Genomic DNA, 15,737 nt, shown 5'->3' with positions numbered 1-15,737 from the left:
TGCCCCTCCTTGCAACTTGTAATCGTTCTACAAACGAGTATAGGGCGGAAGCTCGGCAAGGACATGCTGCGGCGCGGCGATAACGGTGCCAGTTTGCAAGCATCGGTGCGTCAGCACACTGAGCGGCGGGCGTTCGCGCCGCCCGGTGGTGGTTTACCCCTTGTTGCGCAACGCGTCGAGCGCGTCGTCGTCGAGCCATTGCCAGGCGCCGGGAGCCAGTCCAGCGGGCAGGGAAAAGCCGCCGATGCGCTCGCGGTGCAACGCCTCGACGCGGTTGCCGGCCGCCGCCACCATCCGTTTGACCTGGTGATATTTGCCTTCGAGCACGGTTAGCTCCAGCTCGTGGTCCGCCCGTGCGCTGGCCGCGACGGCGGCGCTCGGCTGGCGCTCGCCGTGCAGCAGCACGCCTTCGCGCAGGGCGTGCAGTTGGGTTTCGTCGAGCGGGTGGCGTGTCGTCGCCACGTAGAGCTTCGGCACCTTGCGCTTGGGTGACGTGAAGGCGTGCACGAACTGGCCATCGTCGGAAAGCAGCAGGAGGCCGGTCGTATCTTGATCGAGGCGGCCGACGCATTGCACGTTGCGCTCGGCGAACTGTGGCGGCAGCAGATGAAACACGCTCAGGTGATGCTGCGGATCGCGCGAGCACTCATAGCCCGCGGGCTTGTTGAGCGCGATGTACGCGAGCTCGTGAAACGGCCACGGCGTGCCGTCCACGCTGAAGACGAGGCCCGCCGTGTCGAACGTGGCGAGCGGGTTGGTGCACGGCTCGCCCGCGACGGCGACCCGCGCGTCGGCGATGAGCGTGCGGCATTGGCGGCGTGAGCCGAAACCTTGGGTGAAGAGAATGCTTTCGAGATTCATGACGGACGGCGAACAGCGTAGAGCGGGGTATTTTATCCGTCGCGACGTGCAGCGCGCCCCCGCGCGATCCAGGCACGCCCTGCCAATTTGCCGCGCACGGCTTGACCACGTATTTCGGGCGGATGGCGTAACGTAGCGCGAGGTATTGGCAGGCCCGGCCCGGTTGCCGGGCCTGGACGCCTACGTATTTGACCCCCCAAGTATCTTCTCGTGCAGCGCCCGGCCTCGGTGCGCGCGCTGCGCGTTACGGCTCACGTGGAGAACACCATGGCGAAGACGATAGCGGATCATCTGGCAAAAACGCTCGAGGCGGTTGGCGTCGAGCGCATCTGGGGCGTGACGGGCGACAGCCTGAACGGGTTGTCGGCGAGTCTGCGCAAGCTAGGCACGATCCGCTGGATGCATACGCGGCACGAAGAAGTCGCTGCTTTCGCGGCGGGCGCCGAGGCCGCGGCAACCGGCCGGCTCGCCGTGTGCGCGGGCAGTTGCGGGCCCGGCAACCTGCATCTCATCAACGGTCTTTATGACTGCCATCGCAACCGTTCGCCGGTGCTCGCGATTGCGGCGCACATTCCGTCGACGGAAATCGGCCTCGGCTATTTCCAGGAAACGCACCCGACCGAACTCTTCCGCGAGTGCAGCCATTACGTGGAACTCGTGACGAACGCATCGCAGTTCCCGCGCGTGCTCGACACCGCGCTGCGCACGGCGATCGACCAGAAGGGCGTCGCCGTGATCGTGCTGCCCGGCGACGTGGCGCTTCTGGATGCGTCCGACGAGGAGCCGGCGTGGGCCCAGGCGGCGCGTCCGGCGACCTTGCCTTCGTCGGCGGATATCGACCGGCTCGCCGAATTGCTCAATCGCTCCGAAGCGGTGACGCTGCTATGCGGAAGCGGCTGCAAGGGATCACACGACGAAGTGGTGGCCTTCGCAGACGCGCTCGGCGCACCGACGGTGCATGCGCTGCGCGGCAAGCAGTATGTCGAATGGGATAACCCATACGATGTGGGGATGACCGGGCTGATCGGCTTCAGCTCGGGCTACCACGCGATGATTTCGTGCGACACGCTCGTCATGCTCGGCACCGACTTCCCGTATCGCAACTTCTATCCGCAGCACGCGAACATCGTGCAGATCGACCGCGACGCGGCCGCGCTCGGCAAGCGCGCGCCGCTCACACTCGGACTCGTCGGCGACGTGCGCGAAACGCTGCGCGCGCTCACGCCGAAGCTCACGCGCAAGACCGACCGGCGCTTTATCGATCGCGCGCGCGAGCACTACGCGAGCGCGCGCAAGGGGCTCGACGAACTCGCGCGCCCGGCTGCCGCGGGCAAGCCGCTGCATCCGCAGTACGTGGTGTCGCGGCTCGATGCGCTCGCCGAGGACGATGCGATCTTCGCGGTCGATGTTGGCACGCCCACGCTCTGGGCCGCGCGCTACCTGACGATGAACGGCCGGCGCCGTTTGCATGGCTCGTTCAACCACGGCTCGATGGCGAACGCCATGCCGCAGGCGCTCGGCGCGCAGGCGGCGCACGCCGGACGCCAGGTGGTCTCGCTCTCCGGCGACGGCGGTCTTTCGATGCTGCTCGGCGACATTCTCACGGCGCGCCAGCTCGATTTGCCGATCAAGATCGTTGTCCTGAATAATGGCTCGCTCGGTTTCGTCGCCATGGAGATGAAGGCTGGCGGCTACGTGGAGACGGGCACCGATCTGGTCGCGACCAACTTTGCGGATATTGCGAAAGGCGCGGGGCTCTTCAGTGTGCGCGTGGAGACGTCCGAAGCGCTCGATGAGGCGTTGCGCGCGGCCTTCTCGCACGCAGGACCGGCGCTCGTCGACGTGGTGACGACGAAGCATGAACTGGCCATGCCGCCGAAGCTGCAGTGGGCGCAGGCGAAGGGGTTCAGTCTCTACATGCTGCGCGCGGTGCTGAGCGGGCGCGGAGACGAGGTGGTGGAGCTGGCGCAGACGAATTTGCGCTGAGGCTCGTGCGGCAGACCTGCGTCAGTCAGTGATCGAGACGCAGGTGCTGTCCTCGGGGTGGGTGATAAATTCATCGACCCGGCCAGCGCGCACGTCGAGCAGCAACCGGTCCAGCACTTCGAGCCTGGCGGATCGGTCGTTGCCCGATTTGATCAGCGTCGCTGCGGTGCGTCCAGAGACGGACTCGTGGGCCTCGATGAGGATGCGTATGGCTTCCTCTCGTGTCATGAAAATGCGGTCCATCGTGCGCTCCCGGCGTGCTATATCAATAACACCGATAACGATAGCAGCGGGGTGCGGCGAGACACGCGGCATCTGCGAGACGCTTGATCTTCGTCCAATAACAGGCGTGTCGTATTCGAGCGGGCAAGAAAAAACCCGCGAAGCCGTGAGCTTTCGCGGGTTTCTGGATTCCGGCGGCAAGTGCTGAAACCTGCCGGAAAGTATTCTGGTGCCTCGGGCCGGAATCGAACCGGCACTCCTTTCGGAACCGGATTTTGAGTCCGGCGCGTCTACCAATTTCACCACCGAGGCGTGTGCTTGCGTGCTGCGAGCAACCGAGCGCACACGTGCATGCGCTCGAAGTAGCCTTAGATTATGACGCAAATTGTCCGCCCGGGCAACTACACGGCGGCCGCAAGCCCTCAAATCGTCCGCGAGAACCGTTCGGGCTGTTGTGCGCCAAGATAGCGGTCGAACACCATCGCAATATTGCGCACGAGCATGCGCCCAGCGGGCAGTACCTCGAGCCGGTTGGCGCTGCGCGCGACGAGACCGTCGCGCTCGAACTCGCGCAGCCGTTCGAGCTCGGTCGCAAAGGTCGTCGGAAACCGTACACCGTAGGCAGCCTCGAACTCGTCGTAGCGCAGTTCGAGATTGCACATGAGTTCCGTAATGATGTCGCGGCGCAGACGGTCGTCGGCAGTGAGGCGCACGCCTTTCGCAGTCGCGAGCTTGCCCGCGTCGATGGCCGCGCCATAGCCGATCAGGTCCTTCGCGTTCTGCGCGTAGACGTCGCCAACCTTGCCGATCGCCGAAGCGCCAAAGCCGATCAGGTCGCAGTCGGCGCGCGTGCTGTAACCCTGGAAATTGCGATGCAGCGTGCGTTGCGCCTGGGCGCGCGCGAGCTCGTCGGTGGGCAGCGCAAAATGATCCATGCCGATGTAGACGTAGCCTGCCTCGGTGAGCTGCTCGATCACGAGCCTCAACAACGCCATGCGCTCGGCGGGCGAGGGCAAGGTGGCTTCATCCATCTGACGCTGCATCTTGAACAAATGCGGCATGTGCGCGTAGCCGAACACCGAGATGCGATCGGGCGCGAGCAGCAGCATCGTCTCGAGCGTGCGGCCGAATGTTTTGACGTTCTGGTGCGGCAGGCCGTAGATCAGATCGACGCTGATCGATTCGAACCCGTTCGCGCGCGCGGCGTTCATGACGTCGACCGTCAGCTCGAGCGGCTGAATGCGGTTGACCGCCTTCTGCACAACCGGATCGAAGTCCTGAACACCGAGGCTCAGCCGGTTGAAGCCGAGCGAACGCAGATGCGCAATGGTCTGCGCCGTGGCTTCGCGTGGGTCGATCTCGATCGAGTATTCGCCCGCGTCGTCGGGCTGCAGTGCGAAGTGCTCGCGCGTGGCGGCCATGAGCGCGCTCATTTCGTCCAGCGAGAGGAAGGTGGGCGTGCCGCCGCCCCAATGCAGCTGCGAAACCGGGCGCTTCGTGTCGAAGAGGGCGGCCTGCAGCTCCAGCTCGCGGATCATCTGCGCGAGATACGGTTTCGCGCGGCCGCGGTTCTTCGTGATGACCTTGTTGCAACCGCAATAGAAGCAGACGGTGTCGCAAAACGGGACGTGGAAGTACAGCGAGAGGTCGGTATCGCTTGCGCCCGGATCGGCAGCCGCACGGCGGTAGTCGGCGGGATCGAAGTCGTCGCGGAACTGCAGGGCGGTGGGGTAGGACGTGTAGCGTGGGCCGTTGGCGCCGTATTTGGCAAGCAGGTCGGGGCGAAAGAGCAGGTCTGCGTCGCTCATGCAAAGCTCACTTGGAAGGGCGGCGCACGGGTGGGCAGCGTCCGGCGCCGCGGAACGCCGCGCACAGGTGGCCTGTCCTTTGTCCTACAGCGCCAGATTGACAAAGTGTACGAGCGGGTAGGAAGAAGCGATTGTGTAAAAAGGTCGCATGCGGGCGATGGCACAATGCGTCTGGTCCGTCGCGGCATGGTGTCGTAGTCTCCAGCGCCTCGGAAACAATTTGTCAGAGTTCCAGGAAGCCGAAGTGAGTACCGTTTTTTCCGCTGATGTCTCAGTGCATGCATGCCGCCCCGGTTGCGGCGCGTGCTGCATCGCGCCGTCCATTACGAGCCCGATTCCGGGCATGCCCGCAGGCAAGCCGGCCGGCGTGCGCTGCGTTCAACTCGGCGCCGACCTGCGCTGCATGATCTTCGGCTCGCCATTGCGCCCGGCATGCTGCTCGGGCCTGCAGCCGCAGCCCGAGATGTGCGGAGCATCGCGCGAGGAGGCCATCGTCTGGCTCACGCGTCTCGAGGCGCAAACCCAACCGCAATCGCAGACGCCGGCCACGCGCTGAACCGGCGCAAACTGCGGCGGCCAGCCGTGATGCGCCAGAATGACGGCGCATCAAACCCGGCCAAACAAGGAGATTTCGCATGGTCCACACCGCAACGCGCGTTTCCCGGCGCGCCTTCCTGTTCACAGCCTGCGCTGCGGCGGGAACGGCGATGTCGCTCGGCGCGTGTGCGACGGGGATTTTCCCGTTCATTCCCGATCACTACACGTTTTCGCAACAGCAGGTGCAGGACGCGGTGCAGCGCAAGTTTCCTTATCACCGCTCGATGCAGCAGATTTTCGATGTCTCGCTCACGAACCCCGTGGTCACGCTGCAGCCCGATCGCAACCGCGTGGCCGTGCGGCTCGATGCCCATCTCGAAAGCCCGTTGATGCAGCAGCCCGTGAGCGGCGCGTTCACGGTGTCGAGCGAACTCGCCTACGACAGCGCGAGCCGCGCCGTGGTGCTGCGCTCGCCTTCGGTCGATGGCGTCGACATGACAGGCAACGCCGCTGCCTACGCGTCGCAGGTGAGCGCGGTCGCCGCGCTCGTCGCCACGCAGTTGCTCAACAACTATCCGGTCTACACGTTCAAGCCCGACCAGCTCCAGTTTGCCGGCGTCAACTACGAACCCGGTACAATCACCATCCTTACAAACGGCATACGCGTGCAGATCGTCGAGAAGTAAGCAGACGGAACACGGGCACACGCGGCCGTCGTCGGTCGCGTGGCGCGGCGTGCGCCGTCCCGACGCTCAAAAAGAGGGATAAAAGGGATGGACTGGATTTTGACCTGCAAGGCGTTGATTCTTGGCATCGTCGAGGGGCTGACGGAATTTCTGCCCGTTTCGAGTACCGGGCATCTTATTGTCGTCGGCAGCTTGCTCAACTTCGAAGGCGACTATGCGAAGACCTTCTACGTGGTGATCCAGTTCGGCGCGATCCTCGCCGTATGCTGGGAGTTCCGGCGCAAGATCGGCGAGGTTGTCGTAGGGCTGCCTTCGCGGCCCGATGCGCGGCGCTTCACGCTCAACGTGATCGTCGCCACCATTCCGGCAGTCGTGCTCGGTCTGATGTTCGAGAAGGCGATCAAGTCGGTTCTCTTTGCGCCGGTGCCCGTCGCGTTCGCGCTCGTGGGCGGCGGCCTTGTCATCCTGTGGGTCGAAAATCGCCTGCGCGGTCCGAAGGGACTGCCGGTCGCGGCGCAACACAGCGCGCGCGTGAACTCGATTGACGAGATCACGCCGCTCGACGCGTTCAAGGTGGGTTGCGCGCAATGTTTCGCGCTGATTCCGGGCATGTCGCGCTCGGGCTCGACCATCATCGGCGCGATGCTGTTCGGCCTCGAGCGGCGCGTCGCGACCGAGTTCTCGTTCTTCCTTGCGATTCCCGTGATCTTTGGCGCAACCGTGTATGAGCTATACAAGAGCTGGCACGAGCTTTCCGCGGACTGGCTCGGGCTCTTCGGCGTTGGCTTCGTCGCCGCATTCGTGAGTGCGTTCGCATGTGTGCGCTGGCTGCTGCGCTTCGTCGCGTCGCACGACTTCACCGCTTTCGCCTGGTACCGCATCGCTTTCGGTCTTGTGATCCTGCTGTTCGGCTATGGCGGCGGCCTCGGCTGGGACGACTAAAAACACAACGGGCGCCGCGTGATATCGCGGCGCCCGTCGTTTTACTGCAGGGTTCCTGGTTTCAGTCCGCGCGGCGGCGGAACACGAGATCCCACACGCCGTGGCCGAGCCGCAGACCGCGGCGTTCGAACTTCGTCACCGGTCGGTAGTCGGGGCGCGGCGCGTAGTCGGCGGCCGTGTTCTCGAGAGCGGGTTCCGCGCTGAGTACTTCGAGCATCTGCTCGGCGTAGTTCTGCCAGTCGGTTGCGCAATGCAGGTACGCACCCGGCTTCATGCGCGAGACGAGGTGCGCGACGAACTTCGGCTGAATCAGGCGGCGCTTGTGGTGGCGCGCCTTGTGCCACGGATCGGGGAAGAAGATGTGCACGCCGTCGAGGCTCGCCGGCGCGATCATGTGCTCGAGCACTTCCACGGCGTCGTGCTGGATGATGCGGATGTTCTCCAGATTCTGCTCGCCGATCAGCTTCAGCAACGCTCCCACGCCAGGTTCATGGACTTCGACGCCGAGGAAGTCGTCCTCCGGGCGCAATGCGGCGATTTCCGCCGTGCTCGCGCCCATCCCGAAGCCGATCTCCAGGATGTGCGGCGCGTGCCGCTCGAACACGGCGTCCCAGTCGGCGGCTTCCGGCGCGTAGGGCACGACGAAGCGCGGGCCGAGTTCGTCCATCGCACGACGCTGGCCGGTCGAGACGCGGCCGGCGCGAGTCACGAAGCTGCGGATGCGGCGGTGGTGCAGCGCGTCGCCGGCGGGCGACCCGGATTGCTCGTTCGTGTCGGAGGCGGCGTCTTGTGCGTCTGACGATGTGCTGTCGGGACGGGCGGCGTCGTTGGGTTCGTGATTCATCTTCGCGGGTGGGTGTGAGAGCGGCGGATTTCGCGGCTGTCGATAATCGGGGCAGGCTTGGTGCTGGCCATTTCGCGGGCTATTCAGGGCAGCATACCGCCCGGCGCGAGGCGCTACGGTGTGGCCTGATGCCTTGTGGGCCGCTTTTGCGTTCGCCAGAACCGGCGGCGGCCATCGGCCCGGCGGGGCGGGCGCGGCGCACTTGAAGCGCAGCGGCTCCAAAGCCGTCGCGCATTATATCAGCGCGCTCGCACGGGTCCGGCGGCTGGCGGGCGGCGGCGGGGTGGCTGCTCCTCGCAGCGGCACCTCAAGCGGCCGAAACGACGACCCGCATGCGCGTGGGTTCGTTCAGCTCGAACGCATTCACACGCCCGGCGCGCACGTCGAACAGGAGGCGCATGAGGTCGGCGGCGGTGGCGCGCAGGCGCTCGGCTTCGGCTAATGGGCGTTCGTCGGCGTCGGCGAGAAGGGATTGGCGCGAGCGCACGATCAGGGCGATCGCGCTCGGCCGGGACATGAAAAATTGATCCATCGGAGGACTGATGCGCCATAGGGCGCGCAGCGAGTCGTTATGCGGCAGTCGAGCGAAATGCGTGGCGGCTGACCTGCTCGCGGCGCGTGCGGGAGGACCCGAGGAGCGCCAAAGTGCATAGTGCAACGGAGGAATTCAGGTCGTGCCCGGCATGTGCCGGTCGGGCGGGCAAGGCGTCCCGGGAGGGGCGCAGTTCGAAAGCCCTGGCCTCGAAGAGAGGTCGGCAAGCCGACGTGGAGCGGGCGATGGGAATCGAACCCACGTCATCAGCTTGGGAAGCTGAGGTAATGGCCATTATACGACGCCCGCAGAGCGCGCCATTTTACGCGGTTTTGGCCGCTTTGCGCAACGCTGCGGTCAAACGACGCGGCGCGCTGGGCGCGCCGCCGGTGCACTGGCGTGTGCGTGGATACGTCCCCGGACGCCGCTCAGATACCAAACAGCGTGAGCGAAACAGCTGCGCGCGTGACCACCATCAGCAGCACCTGCACGATCACGAAGAGCAGAATCGGCGAGAGGTCGAGGCCGCCCAGGTTCGGCAGGATACGGCGCAGCGGGTTGAGGAACGGCGCCGTCAGCTGGAACAGCACCGGCATCGCCGCCGAGCGCGGATTGAGCCACGAGAGCAGCGCCATCAGGATCGTCAGCCAGATCAGCAGGTTCAGCGCCCACTTCACCAGCGTGAGCACGGCAACGATGAGAAGCGTCGGCAACAGAGCTAGCGGGTCCACGCCCGCGATCCAGACCATGAGCAGCACGTAGGCAATGGCCGAGATCAGCGCGGCGACCACGCTTGCCCAGTCGATGCCGCGCACGCCGGGGATCACGTGCCGCAGCGGCAGCACCAGCCAGTTGGTGACCTGCTGGATCGCGTGGGTCACGGGGTTGTACGGCGGCACACGCACGTACTGGAGCCAGGCGCGCAGCAGCAGGGCGGCGCCGAACAGCGTGAAGACCGTATTGAGCAGAAAGCGGGCGATATCGCCGAACATCGGTGTTGTTTCCTTCTTGTGTTGGGTGGCGGCGCACCTGGCGTGTGGCGGCCGATGAAAGGTCTAGTCGAAGTCCGCTCGTCCCAGCAGGCCGAGCGGAGCACGTCAGACGGACACCTTGACCTCGCTGATCAGAATGGTGCCATTTCCGCCGTCGGTGTAGTTGGGAATGTCGTCGAGGAGGGTGTCGGCATTCGGCTGAAATGCCGCGTAGAACGCGTCCATCGTCTCGAACAGAAAGTGTCCAGCCGCGACGTACGGCGGCGGCGTGCCCGGCGGCCCCGCATTGATGCCGATGTCGACCGACCAGCCCTTGAGCGATTCGCCAAAGAGCTTCGCCGCGAGCGGCATGTGGTGCGTGCAGTAGTACCCGGTGTCGAAACGCCCGTTCTCGCGATACGGATAGAGGATGCTGACCTTGATCATTGTGCGTTCTCGTCGGTGAGTCCCAAAGGCGCGCGTTGCGTGCGGTTGCGATGCGCGCGCCGTCGCCACATTACCACGGCTCACGCCTCGCCAGTATGGGCGAACGATCCAGCCGCACAGGTTTGGCGCGCAGCTGCAGGTACGGTTTCCGGCGTGCGCGCCGCACAGAATGGCTGCACTCGCAGCAGGCTTTTCTACGAACAGATACAGTGTTTCCGACAGACCACGTCAGACAAGGGCCTTACGACCCGAGTGTTGCGCCGCAGCCGCGCGGTGCGAGAAATGTTCGCTTTCGTACCGAGCACGTGCCGACCGAGCGACTACAAATGACACTGACGGGCGCGACGTCACTACTGGTCGCTTCACGCGGCACGGTTTCTGCTGATGGCTGGCGGGCGCGCCTGTGCGCAGCACCCGAGCCCAGCACGGGGAAGCCGCAACGAACAGTGCGCGGCGCGTATACGGCGCCCGTGAGGCTATCTCGCAACACTGCCATTGTTGTCGCGGAATCTAAGCACAATACTTTTTATCGTTTCGGTTTCGTTGTTGCAGTCGTGCAATTGGGTTTGTTCCTGTCGGTAGTCCGATTCGGGGAGTCCACCATGAGCATCTTCGCTTACCGAAAGCATCTGCGGTTTCTCACGCCATTTCAGCGTCGCCGCTGGTGGGATCAGAAGAAGCGCCTGACGCCGCGCGTTCGCATCAGCGGCGCCTATGTGCCACCGAACGTCACGCGCGAGTTCACCTACGTGAAGGTCGGATAGCGGAGAGTGTGTTCCAGTGCGGCGGCGATGTGTGCGCCGTCGGCAAGTCGGACGAGATGCCCGGTTCCAGAACCGGGCATCGTCGTTTACAGTCTCGCCGCGCGCAGGCGGCTGCAGTTCGAAGGTCGGCAGCCCAACCAATTTGTAATCAAACATTACCGGGAGACTCGCCTCCCGACGCCCTCTCGCAGGTAACAATGACAGCGCCCTCGTTTTTGTAACGAATGGCGTCGTGATCGGGCGCATGTGCGGCGATTTTTCGCGGCAGCCGCGCCCACTGGGCTTGACGCGCGATTAAGCGCCCCCCAAGTAGCATTGCAATTCGAAACAAATGGCTACCAATGCCGGCCGCCGTTTTCGATACATTGAATGCGTGGGCAGTGCCCGTAATATGCGCGTCGCCGCTGGCGGCCGCCAGGAGAAGAGAAGTGAAAAAGACCGTATCGTTCATCGTTGCCGCCGCGCTGGGTGTGGGGTTCGTCAGCGCGGCCCAGGCGCACGTCTCGGTGGGTATCGGCATTGGCATTCCGGTGGCCCCGGTTTATCCCGTCTATGCTGCGCCGGTCTACGCACCGCCGCCCCCGCCCGTGGTCTATGCGCCGCCGCCGGTGGTGTACGCTCCGCCGCCTGCTGTCGTCGTGGGCGGCTACTACGGCCGTCCGTACTGGCATCACGGCTACTACCGCGGCGGCGGCTATTACGGCCATGGGTACTACGGCCACGGCGGCTACTACCGTCGTTGAGCGTGACGGGCGGGGCACGCCGCCCGGCCGCAAGTTTGACGAACAGCGCAACGCCGGCTCACGCCGCGTTGCGCTGTTTGTTTTTTGGCGTTCGCGTTCGCCGCCTGCACGGCGCGCGTGACGCGGATTACGTCGCGCCCGCGCCCTGCAGGATCAGGTCGCGATAGCCGTGCACGATCACGCTGTACGAGAAGTACGCGAACAGCAGCGCCGAAAGCACGTGACAGGCGCGCAGCAGGCCGGTGCCGGCCCGTTTGCGGCCGTGACTGGCCAGTCCGCAAAGGAACAAGGTCCAGCCGAGCCCGCCCGCAAAAAAGCCCAGCAGAAAGAGTGAGGCAGCGCCGGCGCTCGTCGCCCCCGACTTGGCGATAAGGGCGCCGCCGACAGCGGCAAACCAGAGAATGGCGCTCGGCGACGACAGTGCGAGCAGCACGCCGCGCCCGAAGCTGCGCCATGGGTTGGGCAGCGGCGCGGCGTTGTCGGGTTCGCCTTCCACGGGCGGCGCCGACGCCGGATTGAGCGCCTCGCGCGCCATCTTCCACGTGAGCATGAGCAGCAGGGCGGCGCCGCCGATCCACACGATCCAGCGCACGGCCGAAAACTGCAGCAGCGCGGCCATGCCCGCAAGCGCGAGCGCTGCATAGATGAGGTCGCCGAGACACGAGCCGAGCCCCAGCCAGAAGCCCGAACGGAAGCCGTGCGTGAGCGTGAGCGAGATGATGGCGACGTTGACGAGACCGATGTCGAGGCAAAGCGAAAGCGACAGAAAAAAGCCGTCGGAAAGCAGGGAAACGTGAGACATGAAAACGATTTCTTGTTGGTATGGGACTGCGTGCCGCACGCGCCCGCATCGGAGGCAAGCGGGCGTCGCGGCTCAAACGAGCTTCAAACGCCGATGCACAGATACTTCAGCTCGACATATTCGTCGATGCCGTACTTCGACCCCTCGCGCCCGAGGCCCGACTGCTTCACGCCGCCAAACGGCGCGACCTCGTTCGAAATAAGTCCGGTGTTGATCCCGACCATGCCGTACTCGAGCGCTTCTGCCACGCGCCAGACGCGGCCGATGTCGCGGCTATAGAAGTAGGAGGCGAGGCCGAATTCGGTGTCGTTGGCGAGGCCGATGACTTCGGCTTCGTCGCTGAAGCGGAAGACCGCCGCAACCGGGCCGAAGGTTTCCTCGCGCGCGATCAGCATGTCGCGCGTGACGTCGGCAAGCACGGTGGGCTCGACATAGCGCCCCGAGCTGACCTTGCCGCCCGCCACGAGCCTCGCGCCCTGGGCGGTTGCGTCGCTGATGTGCTGCACGACCTTGGCGACGGCCGCGTCGTCGATCAGCGGCCCCTGGTTCACGCCATTCTCGAAGCCGTTGCCCACCGTGATCTTGCGTGAGGCGGCGGCGAGCTTCTCGACGAAGGCGTCGTACACCTTGTCGTGCACATAGAAGCGGTTCGTGCAGACACAGGTCTGGCCCGCGTTGCGGTACTTCGAGATCATTGCACCTTCCACGGCGGCGTCGAGATCGGCGTCGTCGAACACGATGAAGGGGGCGTGGCCGCCCAACTCGAGGGCGATTCTCTTGACCGTCGGCGCACACTGTTCCATCAGGATGCGGCCCACCGGCGTCGATCCGGTGAACGAGAGGTGGCGCACGATATCGCTTTCGCACAGCGCTTTGCCGATCTCGATGGAGTTCGCCGAGTCGGCGGTGACCACGTTGAACACGCCCTTGGGCACCCCCGCGCGCTGCGCCAGTTCGGCGAGCGCGAGTGCGCAAAGCGGCGTTTGCTCGGCGGGCTTCACGACGATCGTGCAGCCCGCGGCGACGGCTGGCGCGACCTTGCGCGTGATCATCGCGATCGGGAAATTCCACGGGGTGATCGAGGCGCACACGCCGATCGGCTGCTTGAGCACGACGAGTTTGCGGTCGCTGGCAGGGCTCGCGAGCACGTCGCCGTTCACGCGCTTGGCCTCTTCGGCAAACCACTCCAGGAACGACGCGCCGTAGATCACTTCGCCGCGCGCTTCGGCGAGCGGCTTGCCTTGCTCGGCGGTCATGATCGCGGCGAGGTCGTCGGCGTGTTCGATCACGAGGTCGAACCAGCGCCGCAGCACGGCCGCACGCTCCTTGCCGGTCTTCGCGCGCCATGCCGGCAGTGCGGCATTCGCGGCCGCGATGGCGCGATGCGCCTCATCGGCGCCAAAGTCGGGCAGGCTCGCAATTTCGCTGTTGTCGGCGGGGTCGAGCACGGCGAACGTGGCCGCTCCGCCACTCCACTCGCCGTCGATGTATGCGCGGGTCTTGAAGAGGGCGGGATCGTTCAGTTGCGTCAGGCGCTCCGATGCGGACAAGCTCATCTTCGAGTCTCCTCAGGTTCACTGGCGCCGCGGCTCGTGCCATGCACGAGGCGCGACGCGGTAAGCGCGGCGTCGCGAAAAAGGCGTCGCGGATCAATCGGCCGGCGTGGCGCTCGAGGCTTCACGCCTGGCAATCAACGCCCGGTAACGCCGGGTCGCGAGGCGCGGCGCGCTAGCTGCGGCCAAGGCCGAGCTCGTCGTAGAGACGGTCGACGCGCGTCTTCACGGCCGCATCCATCTCGATGGCGCGGCCCCATTCCCGGTCCGTTTCTCCGGGCCACTTGTTGGTGGCGTCCAGCCCCATCTTCGAGCCGAGACCGGCCACTGGAGAAGCGAAGTCGAGATAGTCGATCGGCGTGTTCTCGACGAGGACCGTGTCGCGCGCCGGATCGATGCGCGTGGTGATCGCCCAGATCACTTCCTTCCAGTCGCGGATGTCCACGTCATCGTCGACTACGACGATGAACTTTGTATACATGAACTGGCGCAGGAAGCTCCATACCCCGAACATCACGCGCTTGGCGTGCCCGGGGTAGCTCTTCTTTATCTGCACGATCGCCATGCGGTAGCTGCACCCCTCAGGCGGCAGATAGAAGTCGGTGATCTCGGGAAACTGCTTCTGCAAGAGCGGCACGAACACTTCGTTGAGCGCCACGCCGAGCACGGCGGGCTCGTCGGGCGGCTTGCCCGTGTACGTCGAATGGTAGATCGCGTCGCGGCGCATGGTGATGCGCTCGACCGTGAAGACGGGGAACCACTCCTGTTCGTTGTAGTAGCCCGTGTGGTCGCCGTAAGGGCCTTCGAGCGCGTGCTCGTACGAGGCGCTCGCGCCTTTGGCGGGGCGCGGCGGCGCGCCAGCCGGTGCGGGGCCGGGCTCGCCCGCCTGCGGGTAGATGAAGCCCTCGAGCACGATCTCGGCGCGCGCGGGCACCTGGAGCGTGTCGACGCCGGGCGTCAGGCACTTCGCAAGCTCGGTGCGGGCGCCACGCAACAGGCCCGCGAACTGGTATTCGGACAGCGTGTCGGGCACCGGCGTGACGGCGCCGAGGATCGTGGCGGGGTCGGCGCCGAGCACGACCGCCACCGGATACGGCTTGCCAGGGTTCTTCAGCGCGAACTCGCGGAAGTCGAGCGCGCCGCCGCGGTGCGCGAGCCAGCGCATGATGAGCTTGTTGCGGCCAACGAGCTGCTGGCGGTAGATGCCGAGATTCTGGCGCGTCTTGTTGGGACCGCGCGTGACAGTCAGGCCCCACGTGACGAGCGGGCCAGCGTCGCCGGGCCAGCAGGTCTGGATCGGCAGCTTCGCGAGATCGACGTCATCGCCTTCCCAGACAATCTCCTGGCAGGGCGGTGCGCTCACGGTCTTCGGCGCCATGTCCCAGACAGCCTTGGCGAGCGTGAGGAGCTTGCCCGCGTCCTTCAGTCCGCGCGGCGGTTCGGGCTCCTTGAGCGCCGAGAGCAGGCGTCCCACGTCGCGCAGCGACTCCAGCGCGGCGCCGTCGCCGCCGCTCTCCGGCGCGTCGATGCCCATGCCGAGTGCGACGCGCCGGGGTGTGCCGAACAGATTGCCGAGCACCGGGAACGCGTGCGTCGAACGGTTCTCAAAGAGTAGGGCCGGGCCGCCGGCGCGCAGGACGCGGTCGCACAGCTCGGTCATTTCCAGCACCGGAGAGACAGCTTGCGGAACGCGGCGCAATTCGCCGAGCGTCTCCAGGCGACCAACGAAGTCGCGCAGGTCTTTGTATTTCATTGGGGGCCAGTCTTGGACAACTCAGTGGGCAACTCGCTGGGCAACCCGGCAGGCGCGGCTCGCGCAGCCAGTACAGGGGCTGGATCGGACAGCTGCACGGCGGTTGCAGGATTGCTGCGGTTCACGGCCGGCGCTTGAAGCCGGGCGAAACGCGGCGTAACGATTGTCGATTTTACCTGTGTTGGTTGGCGCACGCTGATAGCCAATCCGCATAACAAGCCGCAGACCCCCTTGGCGCGCGGTTTCCGACCGATTGAACGGTGTTCATCATTACAATTAGTTATAG

The 15,737-nt window shown here is 65.3% G+C and carries 17 protein-coding genes and 2 tRNA genes; 6 read left to right on the top strand and 13 right to left on the bottom strand.

Annotated elements, in window-relative coordinates; genetic code table 11:
- Window positions 1–153 precede the first annotated feature (153 nt).
- Window positions 154–861, bottom strand: coding sequence for a 16S rRNA pseudouridine(516) synthase (locus U5A57_RS23070; protein WP_321913948.1), 708 nt, complete (start codon window positions 859–861; stop codon window positions 154–156).
- Between the two features lie 267 nt (window positions 862–1,128).
- Between U5A57_RS23070 and poxB the strand changes: the two genes are divergently transcribed.
- The gene (poxB, locus tag U5A57_RS23065; protein ID WP_321913947.1) at window positions 1,129–2,847 is read left to right on the top strand and encodes a ubiquinone-dependent pyruvate dehydrogenase; all 1,719 of its coding nucleotides are present in this window, start codon (window positions 1,129–1,131) and stop codon (window positions 2,845–2,847) included.
- Between the two features lie 21 nt (window positions 2,848–2,868).
- Here the strand turns inward: poxB and U5A57_RS23060 are convergent, their stop codons facing one another.
- The 3 genes from U5A57_RS23060 to hemN all read right to left on the bottom strand — a co-directional run bounded on the left by U5A57_RS23060 (window position 2,869) and on the right by hemN (window position 4,877).
- Window positions 2,869–3,090: a hypothetical protein gene (locus U5A57_RS23060; protein ID WP_321913946.1), complete on the bottom strand. Its 222-nt coding sequence runs from the start codon at window positions 3,088–3,090 to the stop codon at window positions 2,869–2,871.
- Window positions 3,091–3,296: 206 nt separating this feature from the next.
- Window positions 3,297–3,381, bottom strand: a tRNA-Leu gene (locus U5A57_RS23055).
- 110 nt (window positions 3,382–3,491) lie between these two features.
- Complete coding sequence (hemN, locus tag U5A57_RS23050) at window positions 3,492–4,877, bottom strand: oxygen-independent coproporphyrinogen III oxidase (protein WP_321913945.1); 1,386 nt, start codon at window positions 4,875–4,877, stop codon at window positions 3,492–3,494.
- Between the two features lie 244 nt (window positions 4,878–5,121).
- Between hemN and U5A57_RS23045 the strand changes: the two genes are divergently transcribed.
- The 3 genes from U5A57_RS23045 (at window position 5,122) to U5A57_RS23035 (ending at window position 7,042) form a co-directional block, all read left to right on the top strand.
- Entirely contained in the window at window positions 5,122–5,433 is a 312-nt protein-coding gene (locus U5A57_RS23045) for a YkgJ family cysteine cluster protein (protein ID WP_321913944.1), read from the top strand.
- Window positions 5,434–5,512: 79 nt separating this feature from the next.
- Window positions 5,513–6,100: a DUF1439 domain-containing protein gene (locus U5A57_RS23040; RefSeq protein ID WP_415765252.1), complete on the top strand. Its 588-nt coding sequence runs from the start codon at window positions 5,513–5,515 to the stop codon at window positions 6,098–6,100.
- An 87-nt stretch (window positions 6,101–6,187) separates the two neighbouring features.
- Window positions 6,188–7,042 carry an undecaprenyl-diphosphate phosphatase gene (locus U5A57_RS23035; protein WP_321913943.1) on the top strand — a complete coding sequence of 285 codons (855 nt, stop codon included), beginning with the start codon at window positions 6,188–6,190 and terminating at the stop codon, window positions 7,040–7,042.
- 61 nt (window positions 7,043–7,103) lie between these two features.
- Here U5A57_RS23035 and trmB read toward each other — a convergent pair whose 3' ends face one another.
- The 5 genes from trmB to U5A57_RS23010 form a co-directional block, all read right to left on the bottom strand.
- Window positions 7,104–7,886, bottom strand: a complete 783-nt coding sequence (gene trmB / locus U5A57_RS23030) for a tRNA (guanosine(46)-N7)-methyltransferase TrmB (protein WP_321913942.1) — start codon at window positions 7,884–7,886, stop codon at window positions 7,104–7,106.
- Between the two features lie 307 nt (window positions 7,887–8,193).
- On the bottom strand, window positions 8,194–8,403 hold the full coding sequence (locus U5A57_RS23025; RefSeq protein ID WP_321913941.1) for a hypothetical protein: 210 nt from the start codon (window positions 8,401–8,403) through the stop codon (window positions 8,194–8,196).
- A 249-nt stretch (window positions 8,404–8,652) separates the two neighbouring features.
- A tRNA-Gly gene (locus tag U5A57_RS23020) sits at window positions 8,653–8,727 on the bottom strand.
- A 119-nt stretch (window positions 8,728–8,846) separates the two neighbouring features.
- Complete coding sequence (locus U5A57_RS23015; RefSeq protein ID WP_321913940.1) at window positions 8,847–9,410, bottom strand: YggT family protein; 564 nt, start codon at window positions 9,408–9,410, stop codon at window positions 8,847–8,849.
- Between the two features lie 105 nt (window positions 9,411–9,515).
- Window positions 9,516–9,836: an EthD family reductase gene (locus U5A57_RS23010; RefSeq protein WP_321913939.1), complete on the bottom strand. Its 321-nt coding sequence runs from the start codon at window positions 9,834–9,836 to the stop codon at window positions 9,516–9,518.
- A 326-nt stretch (window positions 9,837–10,162) separates the two neighbouring features.
- On the opposite strand from U5A57_RS23010, the gene U5A57_RS23005 reads away from it, so the two are divergent.
- Window positions 10,163–10,600, top strand: a complete 438-nt coding sequence (locus U5A57_RS23005) for a hypothetical protein (RefSeq protein ID WP_321913994.1) — start codon at window positions 10,163–10,165, stop codon at window positions 10,598–10,600.
- 148 nt (window positions 10,601–10,748) lie between these two features.
- Here the strand turns inward: U5A57_RS23005 and U5A57_RS23000 are convergent, their stop codons facing one another.
- Window positions 10,749–11,051, bottom strand: coding sequence for a hypothetical protein (locus U5A57_RS23000; RefSeq protein ID WP_321913938.1), 303 nt, complete (start codon window positions 11,049–11,051; stop codon window positions 10,749–10,751).
- On the opposite strand from U5A57_RS23000, the gene U5A57_RS22995 reads away from it, so the two are divergent.
- Complete coding sequence (locus U5A57_RS22995) at window positions 11,029–11,343, top strand: hypothetical protein (protein WP_321913937.1); 315 nt, start codon at window positions 11,029–11,031, stop codon at window positions 11,341–11,343. The two genes, U5A57_RS23000 and U5A57_RS22995, sit on opposite strands and share 23 nt — an antisense overlap.
- A gap of 127 nt (window positions 11,344–11,470) precedes the next feature.
- Here the strand turns inward: U5A57_RS22995 and U5A57_RS22990 are convergent, their stop codons facing one another.
- The 3 genes from U5A57_RS22990 to U5A57_RS22980 form a co-directional block, all read right to left on the bottom strand.
- Entirely contained in the window at window positions 11,471–12,145 is a 675-nt protein-coding gene (locus U5A57_RS22990) for a LysE family translocator (protein ID WP_321913936.1), read from the bottom strand.
- Window positions 12,146–12,228: 83 nt separating this feature from the next.
- Entirely contained in the window at window positions 12,229–13,701 is a 1,473-nt protein-coding gene (locus U5A57_RS22985; RefSeq protein WP_321913935.1) for an NAD-dependent succinate-semialdehyde dehydrogenase, read from the bottom strand.
- A 172-nt stretch (window positions 13,702–13,873) separates the two neighbouring features.
- Window positions 13,874–15,451: a UbiD family decarboxylase gene (locus U5A57_RS22980; protein WP_321913933.1), complete on the bottom strand. Its 1,578-nt coding sequence runs from the start codon at window positions 15,449–15,451 to the stop codon at window positions 13,874–13,876.
- Window positions 15,452–15,737: the final 286 nt, after the last annotated feature.

It is taken from the genome of Paraburkholderia sp. J11-2 (assembly GCF_905220185.1).
Lineage (GTDB): Bacteria > Pseudomonadota > Gammaproteobacteria > Burkholderiales > Burkholderiaceae > Paraburkholderia.
The sequence above is the reverse complement of the archived record's forward strand: the minus strand, read 5'-3'. Positions and strand labels throughout refer to the sequence as shown.